Source organism: Stenotrophomonas sp. SMYL89 (assembly GCF_036319985.1).
GTDB classification, from domain to species: Bacteria; Pseudomonadota; Gammaproteobacteria; order Xanthomonadales; family Xanthomonadaceae; genus Stenotrophomonas; species Stenotrophomonas maltophilia_Q.
On sequence record NZ_JAWIRW010000031.1, the window covers coordinates 1 to 19,663 of the forward strand.

Consider the following 19,663-nt stretch of genomic DNA (forward strand, 5'->3'; position numbering starts at 1 on the left):
AGAGGCGGGGCGGTGTGGGTGGGCAGGACCGTTGGCGCCATGGATGGCGCCATCGAGCCCCCAAGGATGGGTTTACGGCGTGTCCTGACCACCCACACCGCCCCGCCATCCCACGGAATGCCGCATCGGCTTTTGCTTTTGCCGTTGCCGTTGATTGCAGCAGGTGCAGGGCTGCAAGCCCTGCCGAAAAACCCTTACCGCACTTGTTCCTGCTTGCGCACGATCGCCATCGCGATCTCCAGCGACTGCTCGTAATTCAACCGCGGATCCACCGTCGAACGATACGCACGCTCCAGGTCACGCTCGGTCAGCTCGCGCGCGCCACCGGTGCATTCGGTCACGTCCTCGCCGGTCAGTTCCAGGTGCACGCCACCCAGGCGCGTGCCTGCCGCGGCATGCAGGTCGAACGACATCTCCACTTCGCCACGCACGTTGTCGAAGCGGCGCGTCTTGAACCCGTTGGCGGTGCTCTCGGTGTTGCCATGCATCGCATCGCACACCCACAGCACCCGACGACCATCGCGCTTGACCGCGTCCAGCAGCGGCGGCAGCTTCTCGGCAATCTGCGCGGCGCCCATGCGGTGGATGAAGCTCAGGCGGCCCGGCTCGTCATGCGGGTTGAGCACGTCGATCAGGCGCAACAGCTGGTCCGGCGTCACCGACGGGCCGACCTTGATCGCGATCGGGTTGCGCACGCCACGCAGGTATTCCACGTGCGCGCCATCGAGCGCGGCGGTGCGCATGCCGATCCACGGGTAATGCGTGCTCAGGTTCAACCAGCCCTGCTGGCGCGGCACCTGCCGGGTCAGCGCCTGCTCGTAGGGCAGCAGCAGCGCTTCGTGCGAGGTGTAGAAATCGATGCGGTTGAGGTTGTGCACGCGAGCCCCAGCCAGGGTCTCCATGAAGTGCACCGCGTCGCCGATCGAGGCCACCATCTTCTGGTACTCGGCGGCCAGCGGCGAGTGGCTTACCCACTCCAGGTTCCAGTATTCGGGGTGGTGCAGGTCGGCGAAACCACCGTCGATCAGCGCGCGCACGAAGTTCATCGTCATCGCCGAATGCGCGTGGGCCTGCAGCATCCGCTTCGGGTCCGGCAGGCGTGCTGCTTCGGTGAAGGCCGGCGCGTTGATCACATCGCCGCGGTAGCTGGGCAGGGTCACGCCGTCGCGGGTCTCGGTATCGGCCGAGCGGGGCTTGGCGTACTGGCCGGCGAAGCGGCCGACGCGGATCACCGGCTGGCGCAGGCCGTGCACCAGCACCAGGCTCATCTGCAGCAGCACCTTCAGGCGGTTGGAGATGGTGCCCGATTCGCAGTCGCTGAAATTCTCGGCGCAGTCGCCCCCCTGCAGCAGGAAGCGCTTGCCCTCCTGGGCCTCGGCCAGCTGCTGCTTCAGCGCCAGGATCTCCCATGAGGTGACCAGCGGCGGCAGCCGCTTCAGCTCGTGCAGGGCCGCGTCCAGCGCCACCGGGTCTGGATAGGTCGGCATCTGCAGCGCGGTCTTGCCACGCCAGCTCTCCGGCGACCAGCCAGCGCCAGCAGCTGTCGCGGCAGGATCGGGGACAGGCGAAACGGCTGACAGACTCATTGCAGACTTCCGGAGGTGGGGGACGTTCATGGTCGCAGAGCCGACCGCTGTCGCAAAGGGTCGAACGCCGTCTGCACATGACTGAACGCCGGGGAAAGGGCATCGCGATCGGCCAAAAGCCGCATGCCCAAGGCCAGCCGGACAGGCGCATGATTCGCCACGCACTGTTACGAAGTAACACTCAATCCCCATTGGCCCCTTCCACAGCCTATCCGCCATGAAGCCCTCGCCCCTCGCTACCGGCATCACCTTCGCCCTGGCCAGCCTGCCCGCCTTCGCCTTGGCAGCCGACGACACCTCTTCGTCCGTCAAGGACCTGGACGCGGTCACCGTCCACGCCCAGCTCGACCAGGCCCGCAACACGCTGTCGCCGGACATCGGCAGCAGCCAGTACCAGATCACTGCCGAGGACATCCAGAAACAGCCGTTGGGCGCCTCCGCGCCGCTCAGCCAGGTGCTGCTGCAGGCCCCGGGCGTGGTCCAGGACTCCTATGGCGGCGTGCATGTGCGTGGCGACCACGCCAATCTGCAGTACCGCATCAACGGCGTGCTGCTGCCCGAATCGATCTCCGGCTTCGGCCAGACCCTGGACGCGCGCACCATCAAGAGCATCCGCCTGATGGACGGCGCGCTGCCGGCACAGTTCGGCGAGCGCACCGCGGCGGTGGTCGACATCACCACCCGCAACGGTGCCGAGCTGGGCAACGGCGGCAGCGCGGGGCTGACCACCGGCTCGTTCGGCAAGGTCAATCCGAATGCCTCCTGGTGGGGCAGCCAGGGGCGCTGGAGCTGGTTCCTGACCGGCAACTACGATCAGAACGATGTCGGCCTGGAGAATCCCACCAACACGCGCAAGCCGTTGCACGACGACACGCACCAGGGCAAGGCATTCGCCGACCTGACCTACCTGGTCAATGAGAGCACCCGCCTGAGCGTGTTTGCCGGCTTCGCCAACAACCGCTTCCAGATTCCGGTCAATCCAGGCCAGGCGCCGCAGTTCGGCTATCTCGATACCTCCACCTTCGATTCCAGCCAGCTGGATGAAACCCAGCGCGAGACCACCCGTTTCGGCATGCTGGTACTGCAGGGCTCGCTGGGCAGCACCGCCTATCAGCTCTCGGCCGGGCAGCGTTACAGCGATGTCGGCTTCAATCCCGATGTCATCGGTGACCTGGTGTTCAGTGGCGTCGCCTCGCAGGTGCTGCGCAGCAATCGCGCCAACACCCTGCAGGCCGATTTCTCCACGCCGCTGGGCAACGACCACACGCTGCGCTATGGCCTGTACGGCAACTACGAGAACGCGCGGGCCAGCAGCAGCAGCTGGGTGTTCCCGGTTGACGACAACGGCCAGCAGTCCAGCACCACGCCGCTGCTGATTGCCGATCGCAGCGCGTTCCACGCCAGCACGCTGGCACTGTACGTGCAGGACGAGTGGAAGATCGGCGAGGACTGGACCGTGAACTACGGCCTGCGCGGCGACCGCTACAGGGCCTTCGGCCGCAGCGAGGGCCAGCTCAGCCCGCGCGTGGGCGTGGTCTGGAATGCCAGCGACAGCACCACCGTGCACGCTGGCTATTCGCGCTACTTCACGCCACCGGCCAGCGAGTTGATCGCCAGCAGCGACATTGCGCTGTACGACGGCACCACCAACCAGCAACCCAGTGGCGGCAACAACACACCGCTGGCCGAGCGCAGCGACTACTACGACATCGGTCTCTCACAGCAACTGGGCGAGCACCTGACGCTCGGCCTGGATGCCTACGATCGGCGCGTCACGCGCCTGCAGGATGAAGGCCAGTTCGGCGCCGCCTACATCTACTCGACCTTCAACTATCGCCGTGGCCACATCCGCGGCCTGGAGTTCAGCGCCGACTACAGCAACGGCCCGTTCAGCGCCTACTTCAACGCGGCCTACAACAAGGCGATCGGCACCCAGGTCATCACCAGCCAGTACAACCTCGATCCGGATGCCCTGGCCTATGTGGCCGATCACTGGATCCACCTCGACCACGACCAGAAGCTGACGTCGTCGGGTGGCCTCAGCTACGCCTTCGCCGGGCACAACCGGATCGGCGCCAACTACGTGTTCGGCAGCGGCCTGCGTTCGGACATCGAGGGCGTGCCCAACGGCGGCGAGCTGCCGTCGTACCTGCAGGTGAACCTCAGCGCCGGGCATGACTTCAACGCCGACAGCGGGCATCCGCTGCATGTGCAGCTGGCGGTGATGAACGCGCTGGACCGCAGCTACCAGCTGCGCGACGGTGGCGGCGTGGGTGTGTTCGCCCCGCAGTGGGGACCACGCCGCGGTGCCTACCTGAGCCTGCAGCAGGATTTCTGATCAGACAGGGGTCAGATCCCTTTCCGCAGGAAAGGGCTCTGCCCCCGCACCGGAAATGGGGTTGGGAAAGGGGTCAGATCCCTTTGCGATGCAAAGGGATCCGACCCCGTCCTGCCTTCAGCGCCTGACCTTGCGCAGCGACACCACCAGCGCCCACAGCGCCAGCAGCACGAACCACACGCCCGACCACATCGGCATGGTCAGGCCCAGGAACGTCCAGTCGATGTTGCCGCAGTTGCCGGTACCGGTCAGCACCGTGCGGAACACTTCCAGCGGCCCCATGGTCTCACTCAGGAAGGCCAGCGGCGGGCCACAGGTGGAACCCATTTCCGGCGGCAGCATCTGCACGTAGACGTGGCGCGCGGCGATGCCGACACCTACTGCCGCGGCAATGAAGGCCAGCACGCCATAGGTCGCGCGTCCCGGGCGGTTGGACGGACCATGCAGCGCACCGATCAGGAACAGCAGGCCCAGCGCAGCGAACGCCAGGCGCTGGAAGATGCACAACGGACACGGCTCCAGGCCCATCTTCAGCTGCAGGAAGATGGCGTAGCCCAGCAGGCCCGCGCAGATCAGGAAGCCCAGGAAGAACTGGGCGCGGAAGGGCCAGCGCAGTGGATTCATCGTCAACGCTCGAATGGATCAGGCGCCAAGCGTAACCGAGAGTGCGCGCCATTCGAACCGCTACAGGTGACGCCTGTCGGAACGGTGCGGGTCAGATCCCTTTGCGAATGCAAAGGGCTCTGACCCGCGGTACTGCCTGCATGGGGTCAGAGCCCGTGCCTGCGGCACGGGATCCGACCCCGCAGAAACGCAAAAGCCCGGCAGAGGCCGGGCTTTCGCTGTGTCGCGTTGGAGCGGTCCGATTACTCGGCCACTTCCTCGGCCACGACCGGACGGTCGACCAGTTCGACGTAGGCCATCGGCGCGTTGTCGCCGGCGCGGAAGCCGCACTTCAGCAGGCGCAGGTAGCCGCCCGGACGGTTCGCGTAGCGCGGGCCCAGGATGGTGAACAGGTTGCCCACGGCTTCGTTGTCGCGCAGGCGGGCGAAGGCCAGACGGCGGTTGGCGACGGAGTCGACCTTGGCCAGGGTGATCAGCGGCTCGGCAACGCGGCGCAGTTCCTTGGCCTTCGGCAGGGTGGTCTTGATCAGCTCGTGCTTGAACAGCGAGGCAGCCATGTTCTTGAACATCGCTTCGCGGTGGGCGCTGGTGCGGCTGAACTTACGGCCAGACTTCTGGTGACGCATGGTGATATTCCTTGGTTAATGATGAGGCTGTGTGGATCGTTGTCGCCATCCTGGCGTTGCTGCGCGGACTGCGGTTGGTCCTGGCCATCCATCCTGGACGACCTGCCCGCGAACCTTGGGTTCGTCGTGGCATGTTGTGTTGCGTTGAAGGCTCCACCGCGAACGGTGGAGCCCTCAGGCATTACCGATATCAGCCCAGCATGCCGTGGCTGACGACGCCGGCCGGCGGCCAGTTCTCCAGCTTCATGCCGAGCGACAGGCCGCGCTGAGCCAGCACTTCCTTGATCTCGGTGAGCGACTTCTTGCCCAGGTTCGGGGTCTTCAGCAGCTCCACTTCGGTCTTCTGGATCAGATCGCCGATGTAGTAGATGCTTTCAGCCTTCAGGCAGTTGGCCGAACGCACGGTCAGCTCCAGATCGTCGATCGGGCGCAGCAGCACCGGATCCACGCCGTTGTTGGCCGGCTTGGCCGCACCGCGGTCGCGGTGGGTGAAGTCACCGAACACCGACAGCTGGTCGCTGAGGATGTCGGCGGCGGTGCGCACGGCTTCCTCGGCATCGATGGTACCGTTGGTCTCGATATCGATGACCAGCTTGTCCAGGTCGGTACGCTGTTCGACGCGGGCCGCTTCCACGGCATAGGCGACGCGGCGGACCGGCGAGAACGAGGCATCCAGGACCAGGCGGCCGATGGCACGGGTTTCTTCGTCCGGACGACGACGCGCGGCAGCCGGCTGGTAGCCGAAACCACGTTCGATCTTCAGACGCATGTTGACTGCCGTGTCCTTGGTCAGGTGGCAGATCACATGGTCGCCGTTCAGGATCTCCACATTGTGGTCGACCTTGATGTCGGCAGCGGTGACAACGCCCGGGCCCTGCTTGGACAGGGACAGGGTGGCGCTGTCGCCGGAGTGCATACGGATGGCCACGTCCTTGAGGTTCAGCAGGACTTCGAGCACGTCCTCCTGCAGACCTTCGACCGTGGTGTACTCATGCAACACGCCGTCGATTTCGACTTCCGTGATGGCGAAGCCCGGGATGGACGACAGCAGCACGCGACGCAGGGCATTACCCAGCGTATGCCCGTAACCCCGCTCCAAAGGTTCGATAACGACCTTTGCACGGGTGTCGGTAAGGCGTTCGATCTGCGGACCGCGAGGACGCAGAACCTGGTTGGCGGTAACCGTCATGTTGCGGGTTCTCCTAGTGAACCCCCGGCCGTCGCCGGGGGCTCTCCAATGTGAATTACTTCGAATACAGCTCGACGATCAGCGCTTCGTTGATGTCCGCAGGCAGATCCGAACGATCCGGAACAGCCTTGAAGATACCGGTGAACTTGCCGGAATCCACTTCAACCCACGACGGGCTCAGGTCATGCTGGGCGGCGACGGTCAGGGCTTCCTGGACGCGCAGCTGCTTGGCAGCCTTTTCAGACAGGGCGATGGCGTCGCCAGCCTTGACCTGGTACGAAGCCAGGTTGACCGACTTGCCATTCACGGTGACGCCGCGGTGCGACACCAGCTGACGGGCAGCCGGACGGGTCACGGCGAAGCCCATGCGGTAGACGACGTTGTCCAGGCGGGTTTCCAGCAGCTGCAGCAGGTTCTCGCCGGTGTTGCCCTTCTTGGTCGAGGCCTTCTTGTAGTAGTTGCGGAACTGACGCTCCAGCAGGCCGTAGATACGCTTGACCTTCTGCTTTTCACGCAGCTGGGTAGCGTAGTCGGACAGCTTGCCCTTGCGGGCAGTGGCGCCGTGCTGGCCGGGCTTCTGCTCCAGCTTGCACTTGGAGTCCAGCGCACGCGCCGGGCTCTTCAGGGACAGGTCGGCGCCTTCGCGACGGGCGAGCTTACAGGTAGGACCGATATAACGAGCCATTTCTTATCGCTCCCTTTAGACGCGACGCTTCTTCGGCGGACGGCACCCGTTGTGCGGGATAGGCGTCACGTCGATGATGTTGGTGATCTTGTAGCCGACGTTGTTCAACGAACGCACGGCCGACTCACGGCCCGGACCCGGGCCCTTGATGCGGACTTCCAGCGACTTCACGCCGTAGTCCAGCGCAGCGCGACCGGCCTTTTCAGCAGCCACCTGGGCAGCGAACGGGGTCGACTTGCGCGAACCGCGGAAGCCAGCGCCACCGGAGGTCGCCCACGACAGAGCGTTGCCCTGGCGGTCGGTGATGGTGACGATGGTGTTGTTGAACGAAGCGTGGACGTGGGCAACGCCGTCGGTGACGACGCGCTTGATCTTCTTCTTGGTCTTAGCAGCGGGCTTAGCCATTTCTCAGTCCCTTACTTCTTGATCGCCTTGCGCGGACCCTTGCGGGTGCGGGCGTTGGTACGGGTGCGCTGGCCACGCAGCGGGAGGCCACGACGGTGACGCAGGCCGCGGTAGCAGCCCAGGTCCATCAGGCGCTTGATCGCGATGCCGATTTCACGGCGCAGATCGCCTTCCACGATGTACTTGCCGACTTCGGCGCGCAGGCGCTCGATTTCCGGCTCCGACAGATCGCGGATCTTGGTGGTCGAAGCAACGCCTGCGACTTCGCAGACCTTCTTCGAACGGGTACGGCCGATGCCGTAAATGCTTTGCAACCCGACCCAGACGTGCTTCTGGGCTGGCAGGTTGACGCCTGCAATACGCGCCATGACGCGGTTCTCCAGCTGAGTGATGGCCGACAGCGCGCCTCGGGCACGCCAATCCGGCAGGATGGATCAAAAAAGTGAACTAGCGATACTAACAAGGTTCCGGTTTACATGGAAGCCCGTGAAACCATTGGTTTCATGAACCCGGCCTGGGGAGTGTGCCCAGGCTCCGGCGCCGGATGGGGTTGGACCTGGGGTTTCCCCCGGGGCCGCCCGCGCTACTCCAGCGCGGGACCACCTCATCACACCCCCACCCGGAACCGCTGCGGGGGCCGCCCTTCGTTTGTGTGGCCGGAGTCCGCGAAGCGGAGGGACCATCACGTCAGGAAGACGAAAGTATAACAGGCCAATCAGCCGCGGGCAAAACCGCCGCGGTTGCCGCCCTTCAGGTTGGCCTTCTTCAGCAGGCTCTCGTACTGGTGGGACATCAGGTGCGCCTGCACCTGGGCGATGAAGTCCATCACCACCACCACCACGATCAGCAGCGAAGTACCGCCGAAGTAGAACGAGGCGTTCAGCTGCGTGCGCATCAGTTCCGGCAGCAGGCAGACAATCACCAAGTAGGCCGAACCCGCTGCGGTCAGGCGGGTCAGCACGCCGTCGATGTAGTCGGCGGTGGCCTTGCCCGGACGGATGCCCGGAATCAGCGCGCCGGACTTCTTCAGGTTGTCGGCGGTTTCCTGCGAGTTGAACACCAGCGCGGTGTAGAAGAACGCAAAGCCGGTGATCAGTGCGGCGAACACGATCATGTGCAGCGGTTCGCCCGGGCCCAGGGCATTGGCGACCTTCTGCAGAACCTGGCCGAAGCTGCTCTGGTTGGCCGCCTGGCCGGACCACATGGCCAGGGTGGCCGGGAAGGCCAGCAGGCTCGAGGCGAAGATCGCCGGGATGACGCCGGCCATGTTGAGCTTCAGCGGCAGGAACGAGGTCTGGTTCATGTACGCGTTGCGACCGCCCTGGCGGCGCGCGTAGTTGACCGTGATCCGGCGCTGGCCACGCTCGACGAACACCACGAAGAAGGTGAAGGCGAGCACGACGATGGCGATCAGCAGCAGCTGGATGAACTGGATGTTGCCGTCGCGGTAGGCGTCGAAGGTGTGGATGACCGCACCCGGCAGGCCGGCGACGATACCGGCGAAGATGATCAGCGACACGCCGTTGCCGATGCCGCGCTCGGTGACCTGCTCACCGACCCACATCAGGAACATGGTGCCGGCGGTCAGCGCGACCACGGCGGTGAGCACGAAGCCCATGCCCGGTGCGTACACGACCGGTGCGCCCGACGGCGAGACCTGGCCCTGCAGGGCCAGCGCGATCGAGCCGCCCTGCACCACTGCCAGCAGCACGGCGCCGATGCGCGAATACTGGGTGATCTTGCGGCGGCCGGACTCACCTTCCTTCTGCATCGCCTTCAGGGCGGGGAAGATGTGCACGGCCAGCTGCATCACGATCGATGCCGAGATGTACGGCATCACGTTCAGCGCGAAGATGCTGAAACGGTGCAGGGCGCCGCCCGAGAACATGTTGAACATGTCCACGATGCCGCCGCCCTGCTGTTGCATCATGGCAAGCATGGCATCGGGATTGACGCCCGGCACCGGCACGTAGCAGCCGATGCGATAGACGATCAAAGCCCCGACGACGAACAGCAAACGTTGGCGAAGTTCAGTGAACTTGCCCATTCCGCCCGCGAGGTTACCGATGCCAGCTTGCGCCATGATTTTCTTACTCCGTTACGCTGCCGCCGGCAGCTTCGATCGCGGCCTTGGCACCAGCCGTGGCAGCAATACCCTTCAGGGTGAACGCCTTGGTCACTTCGCCCTTGACGACGACCTTGGCCTTCTTGGCAGTGCTCGGGACCAGCTTGGCAGCACGCAGGGCGGCGAAGTCGATCTCACCGGCCGGCAGCTTGTCCAGCGCGTACAGCAGCACTTCAGCGGTGTCCTTGGCGATCGGCGAACGGAAGCCGATCTTCGGCAGACGACGCTGCATGGGGGTCTGGCCGCCTTCGAAGCCAGCCTTGATCTTGCCGCCACCCTTGCGGGCGAACGAACCCTTGTGGCCGCGGCCGGCAGTCTTGCCCAGGCCCGAGCCGATACCGCGACCGACGCGGGTACGCTCGGTGCGGGCGCCCGGTGCCGGGCTCAGTTCATTGAGACGCAGAGTCATGGTCGATTACTCCTCAACCTGGACGAGGTACTGAACCTTGTTGATCAGGCCGCGCACCTGCGGGCTGTCCTTCAGTTCACGCACATCGTTGAGCTTGTTCAGGCCCAGGGCACGCACCGACAGGCGGTGACGCGACTGGGTGCCACGCAGGCCACGCACCAGGCGGACCTTGACAGTCTTGTTGGACTCATTAGCCATGGTTGAGTTCCTCCACCTTCTTGCCGCGCTTGGCCGCGATGCGGGCCGGCGACTGCGCAGCAGACAGGCCCTTCACGGTGGCACGCACCAGGTTGATCGGGTTGCGCGAACCGGTGGCCTTGGCCAGCACGTTCTTCACGCCAACGGCTTCCAGCACGGCGCGCATGGCACCGCCGGCGATCACACCGGTACCTTCCGAAGCCGGCTGCATGAACACGCGGGCTGCGCCGTGACCATCCTTGATGGTGTGCCACAGGGTGCCGTTGTTCAGGTCAACGCTGACCAGGTTCTTGCGGGCCTGTTCCATCGACTTCTGGATGGCGACCGGCACTTCGCGGGCCTTGCCATAACCGAAACCGACCTTGCCTTCGCCGTCGCCGACAACGGTCAGGGCGGTGAAGGTGAACTGGCGGCCACCCTTGACGGTCTTGCTGACGCGGTTGACCGCGACCAGCTTTTCGATCATGCCGTCGTCGATCTTCTCTTCGCGGTTACGGTCGCGATCGCGACCCCGCTGCTGACGCTCTTCTGCCATGTTGATTCCTTGGTTGTTTGGGTATGTACGGCTCGAGGCCGCTTATGGTTGTGGAATGTCGCGTTGTCCCGGTGAACCACTGCAGAAGAGTGGCGCCGTCCCGCCTCACTCAGGCGGGCGAGCAGGCGGGCAGGAGACCACAGGTCCCCTGCCCTTATCCCTTAGAACTGCAGGCCGGCTTCGCGGGCGGCTTCTGCCAGGGCCTTGATGCGGCCGTGGTAGCGGTAGCCCGAACGATCGAAGGCAACCTTCTCGACGCCGGCGGCCTTGGCGCGCTCAGCGACGATACGGCCGACCTTGGCGGCGGCATTGGCGTTCTTGCCGTTCTTCAGGCCTTCCTTGACGTCGGTCTGGGTGGTGTTGGCGGCAGCCAGCACCTTGGAACCGTCGGCGGTGAAGACCTGGGCGTACAGGTGCTGGCCGGTGCGCAGCACCGACAGGCGGGCGACGCCGAGCTCACGGATGTGGGCGCGGGTCGACTTGGCGCGACGCAGGCGGGCGATGTTCTTGTTCATGATGTTTTTCCTTTGAAAGCGGAAGCGCCTAATTAGGCCTTCTTGGCTTCCTTACGGATGATGACTTCGTCGGAGTACTTCACGCCCTTGCCCTTGTACGGCTCCGGCTTGCGGAACGCACGGATCTTGGCGGCAACTTCACCGACGACCTGCTTGTCAGCGCCCTGGACCAGGATCTCGGTCTGGGTCGGGGTGGTGATGGTGATGCCTTCCGGCGCCACGAACACGACCGGGTGCGAGAAGCCCAGGGACAGGCTCAGGTCCTTGCCCTGCATGGCAGCGCGGTAACCCACGCCGACCAGCTCCAGCTTGCGCTCGAAGCCTTCGGACACGCCCTTGACCATGTTGGACAGGATCGCACGCACGGTACCGGTCAGTGCGACCAGCTCGGCGTTCTCGGTGCTCAGGGTGGCAACGCCGTTGTCGACGTTGATGGCAATACCGGCCGGCTTGGCCAGCGACAGGGTGCCCTTCGGGCCCTTGGCGGTGACGCTGTCCGACTGGACGTTCAGTTCAACCTTACCCAGGGTAATCGGCTTCTTGGCTACGCGGGACATAGTTCTACTCCTTTCGCCTTAGGCCACGAAGCACAGGACTTCGCCGCCGACGCCCAGCTGGCGCGCCTGCGCATCAGTCATGATGCCCTTGGAGGTGGAAATGATGGAGATACCCAGGCCGTTCATGACCTTCGGCAGCTCGCTCTTGCCGCGGTACTGGCGCAGGCCCGAACGCGAGAAGCGCTTCAGGGTCGCGATGACCGGCTTGCCTTCGAAATACTTCAGCACGATTTCCAGCTCGGACTTGTTGTTTTCCAGCTGGGTCACGCGCAGGTCGGTGATGTAACCCTCGTCCTTCAGGACCTGGGCGATCGCAACCTTGATCTTGGACGACGGGGCCTTCACCGTCTGCTTGCCTACCGCGGCCGCATTCTTGATGCGGACCAGCAGGTCGGCGATGGGATCAGTCATGCTCATATGAGTACCTTTGAGTGCACCGATATCCGCTTTCGCGAAAATCTGTTGTCTCCTGGAAACGGGCCAGGTCCCTTGATGCAGCGGGCCGGAAGCCCACTCCTACGACCCCGTTTGCGCAGGGCAAGACGCGGGAGTATACGCCAAAAGAGCCCGGCTTGCGCCGGGCTCTTCGGTTTTTTGCGTCGGGAAAGCTGAATGCCTCCCCTGCCCGGTTCAGGAACCCCCGAAGGGGCTCCTGATCGCAGGGCCGGCTGGGATTACCAGCTGGCCTTGCGCAGACCCGGGACGTCGCCACGCATGGTGGCTTCACGCAGCTTGTTACGGCCCAGGCCGAACTTGCTGTAGACGCCACGCGGACGACCCGACAGCTCGCAACGGTTGCGCTGGCGGCTCGGCGACGAATCGCGCGGCAGCTTGGCCAACTTGGTTGCGGCGTCGATCTTCTCTTCGTAGGTCGCGTCCACGGAGGACACGATCTTCTTCAGAGCCGCACGCTTTTCAGCGTACTTCTTTGCCAGCTTTTCCCGCTTGATGTCGCGGTTGACCATGGAGGTCTTTGCCATTTCGGTTTCCTCGACAGATCAGTTACGGAACGGGAACTTGAACGCTGCCAGCAGCGCCTTCGCTTCCGCGTCGGTCTTCGCAGTGGTGGTGATGGCGATATCCATACCGCGGATCGCGTCGACGGCGTCGAAGTCGATTTCCGGGAAGATGATCTGCTCCTTCACACCCATGTTGAAGTTGCCGCGGCCGTCGAAGGAACGACCGGAAACACCACGGAAGTCGCGCACGCGCGGCAGCGAGATGTTGATCAGGCGATCCAGGAACTCGTACATCTTGTGGCGACGCAGCGTGGTCTTGCAGCCGATCGGCCAACCATCGCGGATCTTGAACGACGCAACCGACACACGCGACTTGGTGACAACCGGCTTCTGGCCGGAAATCTTGGTCATGTCGCCGACGGCGTTTTCCAGGATCTTCTTGTTGGTGGCCGCTTCGCCGACACCCATGTTCAGGGTGACCTTGACCAGCTTCGGCACTTCCATCGGATTGGTGTAGCCGAACTGCTTCATCAGCGCCGGCACCACTTCGTCCTTGTAGAACTTTTCGAGACGGGAACTCATCTTCTCATTCCTCAGGCGTCGAGCGCCTCACCGCTGGAGCGGAACACACGCAGTTTGCGTCCATCCTCCAGCACCTTGAAGCCAACGCGTTCGCCCTTGCCCGAAGCCGGGTTCAGAACATTCACGTTGGAGATATGGATCGAAGCTTCGCGCTCGACCACGCCGCCGGCAACACCTGCCTGCGGGTTCGGCTTGGTGTGGCGCTTGACGATGTTCACGTTGGCGACGACCACACGGTCGCCATCGACGCGGACGACTTCGCCCTGCTTGCCCTTGTCCTTGCCAGCGTTGACGACAACCTGGTCGCCCTTCTTGATACGGTTAGCCATGATTATCTCCTGTCGCTCACAGCACTTCGGGAGCGAGCGAGACGATCTTCATGAACTTCTCCGAACGAAGTTCACGAGTCACCGGCCCGAAGATACGGGTACCGATCGGCTCCTGCTTGCTGTTCAGCAGAACGGCAGCGTTGCCGTCGAAGCGGATCAGCGAGCCGTCGGCGCGACGCACACCCTTGCGGGTACGCACCACGACGGCGTCATACACTTCACCCTTCTTGACCTTGCCGCGCGGAATCGCATCCTTCACGGTGACCTTGATGATGTCGCCGATGCCGGCGTAACGGCGCTTGGAACCACCCAGCACCTTGAAGCACATCACCTGCTTGGCACCCGAATTGTCCGCGACGTCAAGGTAGCTCTGCATCTGGATCATGATTCAGACTCCTTATTCAGCCGCACGCGTGATGACTTCCACCACGCGCCAGTTCTTGGTCTTGGACATCGGAGCAATCTCGGTCACGCGGACGACATCGCCTTCCTTGCAGGCGTTGTCGGCATCGTGGGCGTGCAGCTTGGTCGAGCGCTTGATGTACTTGCCGTACAGCGCGTGCTTGACCTGACGCTCAACCAGGACGGTAACCGTCTTGTCCATCTTGTTGCTGACGACACGGCCTTCGACCGTGCGCAGCGTCTTCTTTTCAGTATTGTCGCTCATAGCGGCCATCCTTACTTCGTGCTGCCGAGCAGGGTCTTGACGCGAGCAATCTCGCGACGGACCCGGCGAATGTCGTGGGTCTTCGGCAGCTGGCCGGTGACCTGCTGCATACGGACAGAGAACTGTTCCTTACGCAGGTCGATCAGGTGGGCCTTGAGTTCGTCAGCCGACTTTTCACGGAGAGTTTTGATATCCATCAGCGCACCGTACGGGTCACGAAAGTGGTGGTGACCGAGAGCTTGGCGGCGGCCAGGCGGAACGCCTCGCGAGCCACTTCCTCGGAAACACCCTCGATTTCATAGATCATGCGGCCGGGCTGGATCTGGGCCACCCAGTATTCCACGTTGCCCTTACCAGAACCCATTCGGACTTCGATGGGCTTCTTGGTGATGGGCTTGTCGGGGAACACGCGGATCCACATCTTGCCGCCGCGCTTGACGTAGCGGCTGATCGAGCGGCGGGCCGCTTCGATCTGACGCGCGGTCAGCTGACCGTGTGCGGTTGCCTTCAGGCCGTATTCGCCGAAGCTGACAGCGTTGGCGCTCCAGCTCAGGCCATCGTTACGGCCCTTGTGTACCTTGCGGTACTTGGTTCGCTTGGGTTGCAACATTGTCGTTACCTCGCTTCACGGGCCGGGCGCTGACGGTCACCACGGTCGCCGCGATCGTGACGATCGTTGCGCGACGGGGTGTCGTCCTGCTTTTCCTGGCCAACCTGGGAGAAATCGAAGACCTCGCCCTTGTAGATCCAGACCTTGATGCCGATGATGCCGTAGGTCGTCTTGGCTTCAGCGAAGCCATAGTCGATGTCGGCACGCAGGGTGTGCAGCGGCACGCGGCCTTCGCGGTACCACTCCGAACGGGCAATTTCTGCACCGTTGAGGCGGCCACCGACGTTGACCTTGATGCCCAGGGCACCCAGGCGCATCGCGTTGCCGACCGAGCGCTTCATTGCACGGCGGAACATGATGCGACGCTCCAGCTGCTGGGCGATCGACTCGGCAACGAGCTGCGCGTCCAGTTCCGGCTTGCGCACTTCGGTGACGTTGATGTGCGCCGGGACGCCCATCATCTCGCTCACTTCCTTGCGCAGCTTCTCGATGTCCTCACCGCGCTTGCCGATCACCACGCCCGGACGGGCGGTGTGGATCGTCACGCGAGCGGTCTTGGCCGGACGCTCGATCAGGATCTTGCTGATGCCGGCCTGAGCCAGCTTCTTGCGCAGCATTTCGCGCACTTTCAGGTCGGCTGCCAGGTAACCAGCGAACTCGGCCTTGTTGGCGTACCACTTGGAGTTCCAGTCCTTGGAAATGCCGAGGCGGATACCAATCGGATGAACTTTATGACCCATGGTCTTTTCCTTATCCGCTTACTTGGCGGCGCCCACAACCACAGTGATGTGGCTGGTGCGCTTGAGGATGCGGGTACCGCGGCCTTTCGCCCGCGCCATGAAACGCTTCAGGGTCGGACCTTCATCAACCATGATGGTCTGAACCTTCAGCTCGTCGACGTCGGCGCCCTGGTTGTTCTCGGCATTTGCAATAGCCGACTCCACCACCTTCTTGATCAGGTGGGCAGCCTTCTTGTCCGAGAACTTCAGCAGGTTGACCGCACGCTCGGCCGGCAGACCGCGCACCTGGTCAGCGACCAGACGAGCCTTCTGCGGGGAGATGCGCGCAGTGCGCAGGATGGCTTTCGCTTCCATTGTCATCTCTCCTTACTTGCCCGACTTCTTGTCACCACCGTGACCCTTGAAGGTCCGGGTGATGGCAAATTCGCCGAGCTTGTGGCCGACCATGTTCTCGTTGACGAGAACCGGGATGTGGTTCTTGCCGTTATGCACGGCAATGGTGACGCCTACCATGTCAGGCAGGATCATCGAACGGCGCGACCAGGTCTTGATCGGCTTCTTGCTGCCCGCAGCGGCCTCCACCTTCTTGACGAGGTGGTGATCGACGAACGGGCCCTTCTTGAGTGAACGTGCCATGGTCGATTAGCCCCTACGATCGCGGACGATGAACTGCTGAGTGCGCTTGTTATGGCGCGTCTTGTAACCCTTGGTCGGGACACCCCACGGGGTGACCGGATGCGGGTTACCCTGGCCGGCCTTGGCCTCACCACCACCGTGCGGGTGGTCAACCGGGTTCATGGCAGCACCACGAACGGTCGGGCGGACGCCGCGCCAACGCTTGGCACCGGCCTTGCCCAGCTTTTCCAGGCTGTGCTCGTCGTTGCCGACTTCGCCGATGGTGGCGCAGCACTCGACCGGAACCTTGCGCATTTCACCCGAGCGCAGGCGCAGGGTGGCGTAGATGCCTTCGCGAGCCACCAGCTGCACGGCCGCACCGGCGGCGCGAGCGATCTGAGCGCCCTTGCCCGGCTTCAGTTCGATGCAGTGGATGGTGGTGCCGACCGGGATGTTGCGCAGCGGCAGGGTGTTGCCAGCCTTGATCGGGGCATCCGAACCAGCGATCACCTGATCACCAGCCTTCAGGCCCTTCGGGGCAATGATGTAGCGACGCTCACCGTCGACGTAGCACAGCAGAGCGATGTGGGCGGTGCGGTTCGGATCGTATTCGATGCGTTCCACGCGCGCCGGGATGCCCAGCTTGTTGCGCTTGAAGTCGATGATGCGGTAGTGCTGCTTGGCACCACCACCGACGTGACGCACGGTGATGCGGCCATGGTGGTTACGACCACCCGAGCGGCTCTGCGACTCGACCAGCGCGGCGTGCGGAGCACCCTTGTGCAGGTCGGGAGTGACCACGCGCACGGCCGAACGGCGGCCGGGGGAAGTGGGCTTGAATTTCATCAATGGCATGGGATGTACCTCAGGCCTTGGCCGTTACATCGATCGACTGGCCATCGGCCAGGCGAACGTACGCCTTGCGCCAATCGCCGCGGCGGCCAGCACGGTTACGGAAGGACTTGTTCTTGCCCTTGACGTTGACCACGTTGACGGCTTCGACCTTGACGTCGAACAGCTGCTCAACCGCGGCCTTTACATCGGCCTTGGTGGCTTCGTTCGAAACTTCGAAGACATACTGGTTGGAGAGTTCCTGCAGGCGCGCGGTCTTTTCGGAGACACGCGGGGCACGCAGCACGCTGAAGATTTTTTCGTTGCTGTTCATGCCAGCCACTCCTCGACCTTCTTGACCGCGTCAGCGGTGATGACGACCGTGTCGGCACCCACCAGCGAGACCGGATCCAGACCCTGGACGTCACGCACCTGCACGTACGGCAGATTGCGGGCGGACAGGTACAGGTGCTCGGACGCTTCTTCGGTGACGATCAGCGGGCGCTTGCCCACTTCCAGGCCGGCCAGCTTGGCGATCAGACCCTTCGTGTTGGTCACTTCGACGTCGAAGGACTCCACGATGGTCAGACGGCCCTGACGGTTCAGCTCGGACAGGATCGCGCACATGGCGGCACGGTACTGCTTGCGATTGACCTTCTGCTCGAAGCTGCGCGGCTTGGCCGCGAAGGTGACACCGCCGCCGACGAAGATCGGAGCCGTCAGTGCGCCATGACGCGCGCCGCCGCCCTTCTGCTTCTTCGACTTCTTGGTGGTACCAGCCACTTCAGAGCGAGTCTTCTGTGCCTTGGTGCCGGCGCGACCGGCGTTGCGGTAAGCAACGACGACCTGGTGGACCAGATCTTCGCTGAAATCGCGACCGAACACGGCTTCGGAGACCGAGACCTTGTTGTTGCTACCCGTGATAACGAGTTCCATCGTCATCTCTCCTTATGCCTTGCTCGCCGGACGGACGATCACATCGCCACCCGCCGCGCCCGGAACGGCGCCGCGAACCGCGATCAGACCGCGCTCGACGTCGACCTTGACCACTTCCAGGTTCTGGGTGCTCTGCTGCACCGCGCCCATGTGGCCCGACATCTTCTTGCCCGGGAAAACGCGACCCGGGGTCTGGCGCTGGCCCAGCGAACCCGGCGCGCGATGCGACAGCGAGTTACCGTGGGTTGCATCGCCCATACGGAAGTTGTGGCGCTTGATGGTGCCCTGGAAGCCCTTACCCTTGGTGACACCCTGGACGTCGACGATCTGGCCGACTTCGAAGATGTCCGCCTTGACTTCGCCGCCAACGGCGAAATCGCCGAGCTGCGCGTCTTCAACGCGGAATTCCCACAGGCCACGACCCGCTTCCACCTTCGCCTTGGCGAAGTGGCCGGCTTCCGGCTTGTTGACCAGGGCAGCGCGACGCGCGCCGACGGTCACCTGCACGGCGCTGTAGCCGTCGGTTTCGACGGTCTTGATCTGCGCGATGCGGTTCGGGGTTGCTTCGATCAGGGTCACCGGGATGGAGCGGCCATCTTCAGTGAACACGCGGCTCATGCCAGCCTTGCGGCCCACGAAGCCCAACGAATACTTCTTCGTCATGGTCGTAGTCCTCAGGTCAGCTTGATCTGAACGTCGACGCCGGCAGCCAGTTCGAGCTTCATCAGCGCGTCCACGGTCTTGTCATTCGGGTCAACGATATCGAGCACGCGCTTGTGCGTGCGGGTCTCGTACTGGTCACGCGCGTCCTTGTCGACGTGCGGGGAAACGAGAACGGTGTAACGCTCGATCTTGGTCGGCAGCGGGATCGGGCCACGCACTTGCGCGCCGGTCCGCTTTGCCGTTTCAACGATCTCGCTGGCCGAACGGTCGATCAGACGATGATCGAACGCTTTCAGCCGGATCCGGATCTTTTGGTCCGCCATGGCGGTAGGTTCCTTCGTTAAAAGAGCGACAGACAAAGCCTCTGGGTTGCTTTGCCCCATGAAATTCCTGAATACGGACGGCCCACACTCCTGCAGGCCGACAAGGTCACTCCATAGACCTCAAAAACGTAGGCAGACCCGTTCCCAGGCCTGCCCAGACGTAGAAGCATAATGGCACGCAAGGCAGCTGTCAACAGTCGCCTGTTGACGCCGCCTGAATGGCATTGACCCTTCCTGGTCCGGGGAACACAAGGCACATCCTGTGCCTGCTTTCCCATTTGATACGCCCCGATGCCCTACCCAGGCAACATCGGGGCGCAGATACTACCAGATTACTCGATGATCTTCGAGACCACGCCGGCGCCGACGGTACGGCCGCCTTCGCGGATGGCGAAGCGCAGGCCTTCGTCCATTGCCACCGGGTTGATCAGGGTGACGACCATCTTGACGTTGTCACCCGGCATCACCATTTCGACGCCTTCCGGCAGTGCAGCTGCGCCGGTGATGTCGGTGGTGCGGAAGTAGAACTGCGGACGGTAGCCGTTGAAGAACGGGGTGTGACGGCCGCCCTCGTCCTTCGACAGGACGTAGACTTCGCCTTCGAACTTGGTGTGCG

30 protein-coding genes and 1 pseudogene are annotated in these 19,663 nt (G+C 63.5%); 1 reads left to right on the forward strand and 30 read right to left on the reverse strand.

Annotated elements, in window-relative coordinates:
- Positions 1-194: 194 nt before the first annotated feature.
- Complete coding sequence (locus tag V3B41_RS20035) at positions 195-1,586, reverse strand: 3-deoxy-7-phosphoheptulonate synthase class II (RefSeq protein ID WP_049432769.1); 1,392 nt, start codon at positions 1,584-1,586, stop codon at positions 195-197.
- A 217-nt stretch (positions 1,587-1,803) separates the two neighbouring features.
- Here V3B41_RS20035 and V3B41_RS20040 point away from each other — a divergent pair, with 217 nt between their 5' ends.
- Positions 1,804-3,924, forward strand: a complete 2,121-nt coding sequence (locus V3B41_RS20040; protein ID WP_329861813.1) for a TonB-dependent receptor — start codon at positions 1,804-1,806, stop codon at positions 3,922-3,924.
- 117 nt (positions 3,925-4,041) lie between these two features.
- Here V3B41_RS20040 and V3B41_RS20045 read toward each other — a convergent pair whose 3' ends face one another.
- The 29 genes and pseudogenes from V3B41_RS20045 to V3B41_RS20185 all read right to left on the reverse strand — a co-directional run.
- Entirely contained in the window at positions 4,042-4,548 is a 507-nt protein-coding gene (locus V3B41_RS20045) for a disulfide bond formation protein B (protein ID WP_049432774.1), read from the reverse strand.
- Between the two features lie 242 nt (positions 4,549-4,790).
- Positions 4,791-5,174: a 50S ribosomal protein L17 gene (rplQ, locus tag V3B41_RS20050; protein ID WP_005408217.1), complete on the reverse strand. Its 384-nt coding sequence runs from the start codon at positions 5,172-5,174 to the stop codon at positions 4,791-4,793.
- Positions 5,175-5,364: 190 nt separating this feature from the next.
- Positions 5,365-6,363, reverse strand: a complete 999-nt coding sequence (rpoA, locus tag V3B41_RS20055) for a DNA-directed RNA polymerase subunit alpha (protein WP_329861814.1) — start codon at positions 6,361-6,363, stop codon at positions 5,365-5,367.
- 55 nt (positions 6,364-6,418) lie between these two features.
- On the reverse strand, positions 6,419-7,048 hold the full coding sequence (gene rpsD, locus V3B41_RS20060; RefSeq protein ID WP_004145446.1) for a 30S ribosomal protein S4: 630 nt from the start codon (positions 7,046-7,048) through the stop codon (positions 6,419-6,421).
- A gap of 15 nt (positions 7,049-7,063) precedes the next feature.
- The gene (gene rpsK, locus V3B41_RS20065) at positions 7,064-7,453 is read right to left on the reverse strand and encodes a 30S ribosomal protein S11 (protein ID WP_004145443.1); all 390 of its coding nucleotides are present in this window, start codon (positions 7,451-7,453) and stop codon (positions 7,064-7,066) included.
- A gap of 11 nt (positions 7,454-7,464) precedes the next feature.
- Positions 7,465-7,821 carry a 30S ribosomal protein S13 gene (gene rpsM / locus V3B41_RS20070; protein WP_004154500.1) on the reverse strand — a complete coding sequence of 119 codons (357 nt, stop codon included), beginning with the start codon at positions 7,819-7,821 and terminating at the stop codon, positions 7,465-7,467.
- A gap of 347 nt (positions 7,822-8,168) precedes the next feature.
- Positions 8,169-9,536 carry a preprotein translocase subunit SecY gene (gene secY, locus V3B41_RS20075; RefSeq protein WP_005415420.1) on the reverse strand — a complete coding sequence of 456 codons (1,368 nt, stop codon included), beginning with the start codon at positions 9,534-9,536 and terminating at the stop codon, positions 8,169-8,171.
- A 7-nt stretch (positions 9,537-9,543) separates the two neighbouring features.
- Positions 9,544-9,987, reverse strand: a complete 444-nt coding sequence (rplO, locus tag V3B41_RS20080; RefSeq protein WP_004154498.1) for a 50S ribosomal protein L15 — start codon at positions 9,985-9,987, stop codon at positions 9,544-9,546.
- A gap of 6 nt (positions 9,988-9,993) precedes the next feature.
- Positions 9,994-10,185: a 50S ribosomal protein L30 gene (gene rpmD / locus V3B41_RS20085; protein WP_005408214.1), complete on the reverse strand. Its 192-nt coding sequence runs from the start codon at positions 10,183-10,185 to the stop codon at positions 9,994-9,996.
- Positions 10,178-10,720 carry a 30S ribosomal protein S5 gene (gene rpsE, locus V3B41_RS20090; protein ID WP_005408213.1) on the reverse strand — a complete coding sequence of 181 codons (543 nt, stop codon included), beginning with the start codon at positions 10,718-10,720 and terminating at the stop codon, positions 10,178-10,180. The genes rpmD and rpsE overlap by 8 nt, the downstream gene beginning before the upstream one ends.
- Before the next feature lie 161 nt (positions 10,721-10,881).
- Positions 10,882-11,235, reverse strand: a complete 354-nt coding sequence (gene rplR / locus V3B41_RS20095; RefSeq protein WP_329861815.1) for a 50S ribosomal protein L18 — start codon at positions 11,233-11,235, stop codon at positions 10,882-10,884.
- 32 nt (positions 11,236-11,267) lie between these two features.
- On the reverse strand, positions 11,268-11,792 hold the full coding sequence (rplF, locus tag V3B41_RS20100; protein ID WP_014646052.1) for a 50S ribosomal protein L6: 525 nt from the start codon (positions 11,790-11,792) through the stop codon (positions 11,268-11,270).
- A gap of 18 nt (positions 11,793-11,810) precedes the next feature.
- On the reverse strand, positions 11,811-12,209 hold the full coding sequence (gene rpsH, locus V3B41_RS20105; RefSeq protein ID WP_005408210.1) for a 30S ribosomal protein S8: 399 nt from the start codon (positions 12,207-12,209) through the stop codon (positions 11,811-11,813).
- Between the two features lie 257 nt (positions 12,210-12,466).
- Complete coding sequence (rpsN, locus tag V3B41_RS20110; RefSeq protein ID WP_005408209.1) at positions 12,467-12,772, reverse strand: 30S ribosomal protein S14; 306 nt, start codon at positions 12,770-12,772, stop codon at positions 12,467-12,469.
- An 18-nt stretch (positions 12,773-12,790) separates the two neighbouring features.
- The gene (gene rplE / locus V3B41_RS20115; protein ID WP_004154491.1) at positions 12,791-13,333 is read right to left on the reverse strand and encodes a 50S ribosomal protein L5; all 543 of its coding nucleotides are present in this window, start codon (positions 13,331-13,333) and stop codon (positions 12,791-12,793) included.
- Positions 13,334-13,344: 11 nt separating this feature from the next.
- Complete coding sequence (gene rplX / locus V3B41_RS20120) at positions 13,345-13,662, reverse strand: 50S ribosomal protein L24 (protein WP_004154490.1); 318 nt, start codon at positions 13,660-13,662, stop codon at positions 13,345-13,347.
- A gap of 16 nt (positions 13,663-13,678) precedes the next feature.
- Positions 13,679-14,047, reverse strand: a complete 369-nt coding sequence (gene rplN / locus V3B41_RS20125) for a 50S ribosomal protein L14 (protein ID WP_004145357.1) — start codon at positions 14,045-14,047, stop codon at positions 13,679-13,681.
- Between the two features lie 12 nt (positions 14,048-14,059).
- Positions 14,060-14,329 (reverse strand): 30S ribosomal protein S17, encoded by a 270-nt coding sequence (gene rpsQ, locus V3B41_RS20130; protein ID WP_004154489.1) that lies wholly within the window; start codon positions 14,327-14,329, stop codon positions 14,060-14,062.
- Positions 14,330-14,340: 11 nt separating this feature from the next.
- The gene (gene rpmC, locus V3B41_RS20135) at positions 14,341-14,526 is read right to left on the reverse strand and encodes a 50S ribosomal protein L29 (RefSeq protein WP_004154487.1); all 186 of its coding nucleotides are present in this window, start codon (positions 14,524-14,526) and stop codon (positions 14,341-14,343) included.
- Positions 14,526-14,939: a 50S ribosomal protein L16 gene (rplP, locus tag V3B41_RS20140; protein WP_004154486.1), complete on the reverse strand. Its 414-nt coding sequence runs from the start codon at positions 14,937-14,939 to the stop codon at positions 14,526-14,528. The genes rpmC and rplP overlap by 1 nt, the downstream gene beginning before the upstream one ends.
- A gap of 5 nt (positions 14,940-14,944) precedes the next feature.
- Positions 14,945-15,679, reverse strand: coding sequence for a 30S ribosomal protein S3 (gene rpsC / locus V3B41_RS20145; protein ID WP_004145350.1), 735 nt, complete (start codon positions 15,677-15,679; stop codon positions 14,945-14,947).
- Positions 15,680-15,697: 18 nt separating this feature from the next.
- The gene (rplV, locus tag V3B41_RS20150; RefSeq protein ID WP_004145348.1) at positions 15,698-16,033 is read right to left on the reverse strand and encodes a 50S ribosomal protein L22; all 336 of its coding nucleotides are present in this window, start codon (positions 16,031-16,033) and stop codon (positions 15,698-15,700) included.
- A 12-nt stretch (positions 16,034-16,045) separates the two neighbouring features.
- Positions 16,046-16,315: a 30S ribosomal protein S19 gene (gene rpsS / locus V3B41_RS20155; RefSeq protein WP_004154485.1), complete on the reverse strand. Its 270-nt coding sequence runs from the start codon at positions 16,313-16,315 to the stop codon at positions 16,046-16,048.
- A 6-nt stretch (positions 16,316-16,321) separates the two neighbouring features.
- The gene (gene rplB / locus V3B41_RS20160; RefSeq protein ID WP_004145339.1) at positions 16,322-17,149 is read right to left on the reverse strand and encodes a 50S ribosomal protein L2; all 828 of its coding nucleotides are present in this window, start codon (positions 17,147-17,149) and stop codon (positions 16,322-16,324) included.
- A 10-nt stretch (positions 17,150-17,159) separates the two neighbouring features.
- On the reverse strand, positions 17,160-17,459 hold the full coding sequence (rplW, locus tag V3B41_RS20165) for a 50S ribosomal protein L23 (protein ID WP_004145338.1): 300 nt from the start codon (positions 17,457-17,459) through the stop codon (positions 17,160-17,162).
- Entirely contained in the window at positions 17,456-18,061 is a 606-nt protein-coding gene (rplD, locus tag V3B41_RS20170) for a 50S ribosomal protein L4 (RefSeq protein ID WP_049432779.1), read from the reverse strand. Before rplD ends, rplW begins: the two co-directional genes overlap by 4 nt.
- A gap of 12 nt (positions 18,062-18,073) precedes the next feature.
- Complete coding sequence (gene rplC / locus V3B41_RS20175; protein ID WP_004145336.1) at positions 18,074-18,724, reverse strand: 50S ribosomal protein L3; 651 nt, start codon at positions 18,722-18,724, stop codon at positions 18,074-18,076.
- Positions 18,725-18,735: 11 nt separating this feature from the next.
- A complete protein-coding gene (gene rpsJ / locus V3B41_RS20180) occupies positions 18,736-19,047 on the reverse strand; it encodes a 30S ribosomal protein S10 (protein WP_005408208.1) in 312 nt (103 codons plus the stop codon).
- Between the two features lie 332 nt (positions 19,048-19,379).
- A pseudogene (locus V3B41_RS20185) lies at positions 19,380-19,663 on the reverse strand (elongation factor Tu); the annotation flags it as partial.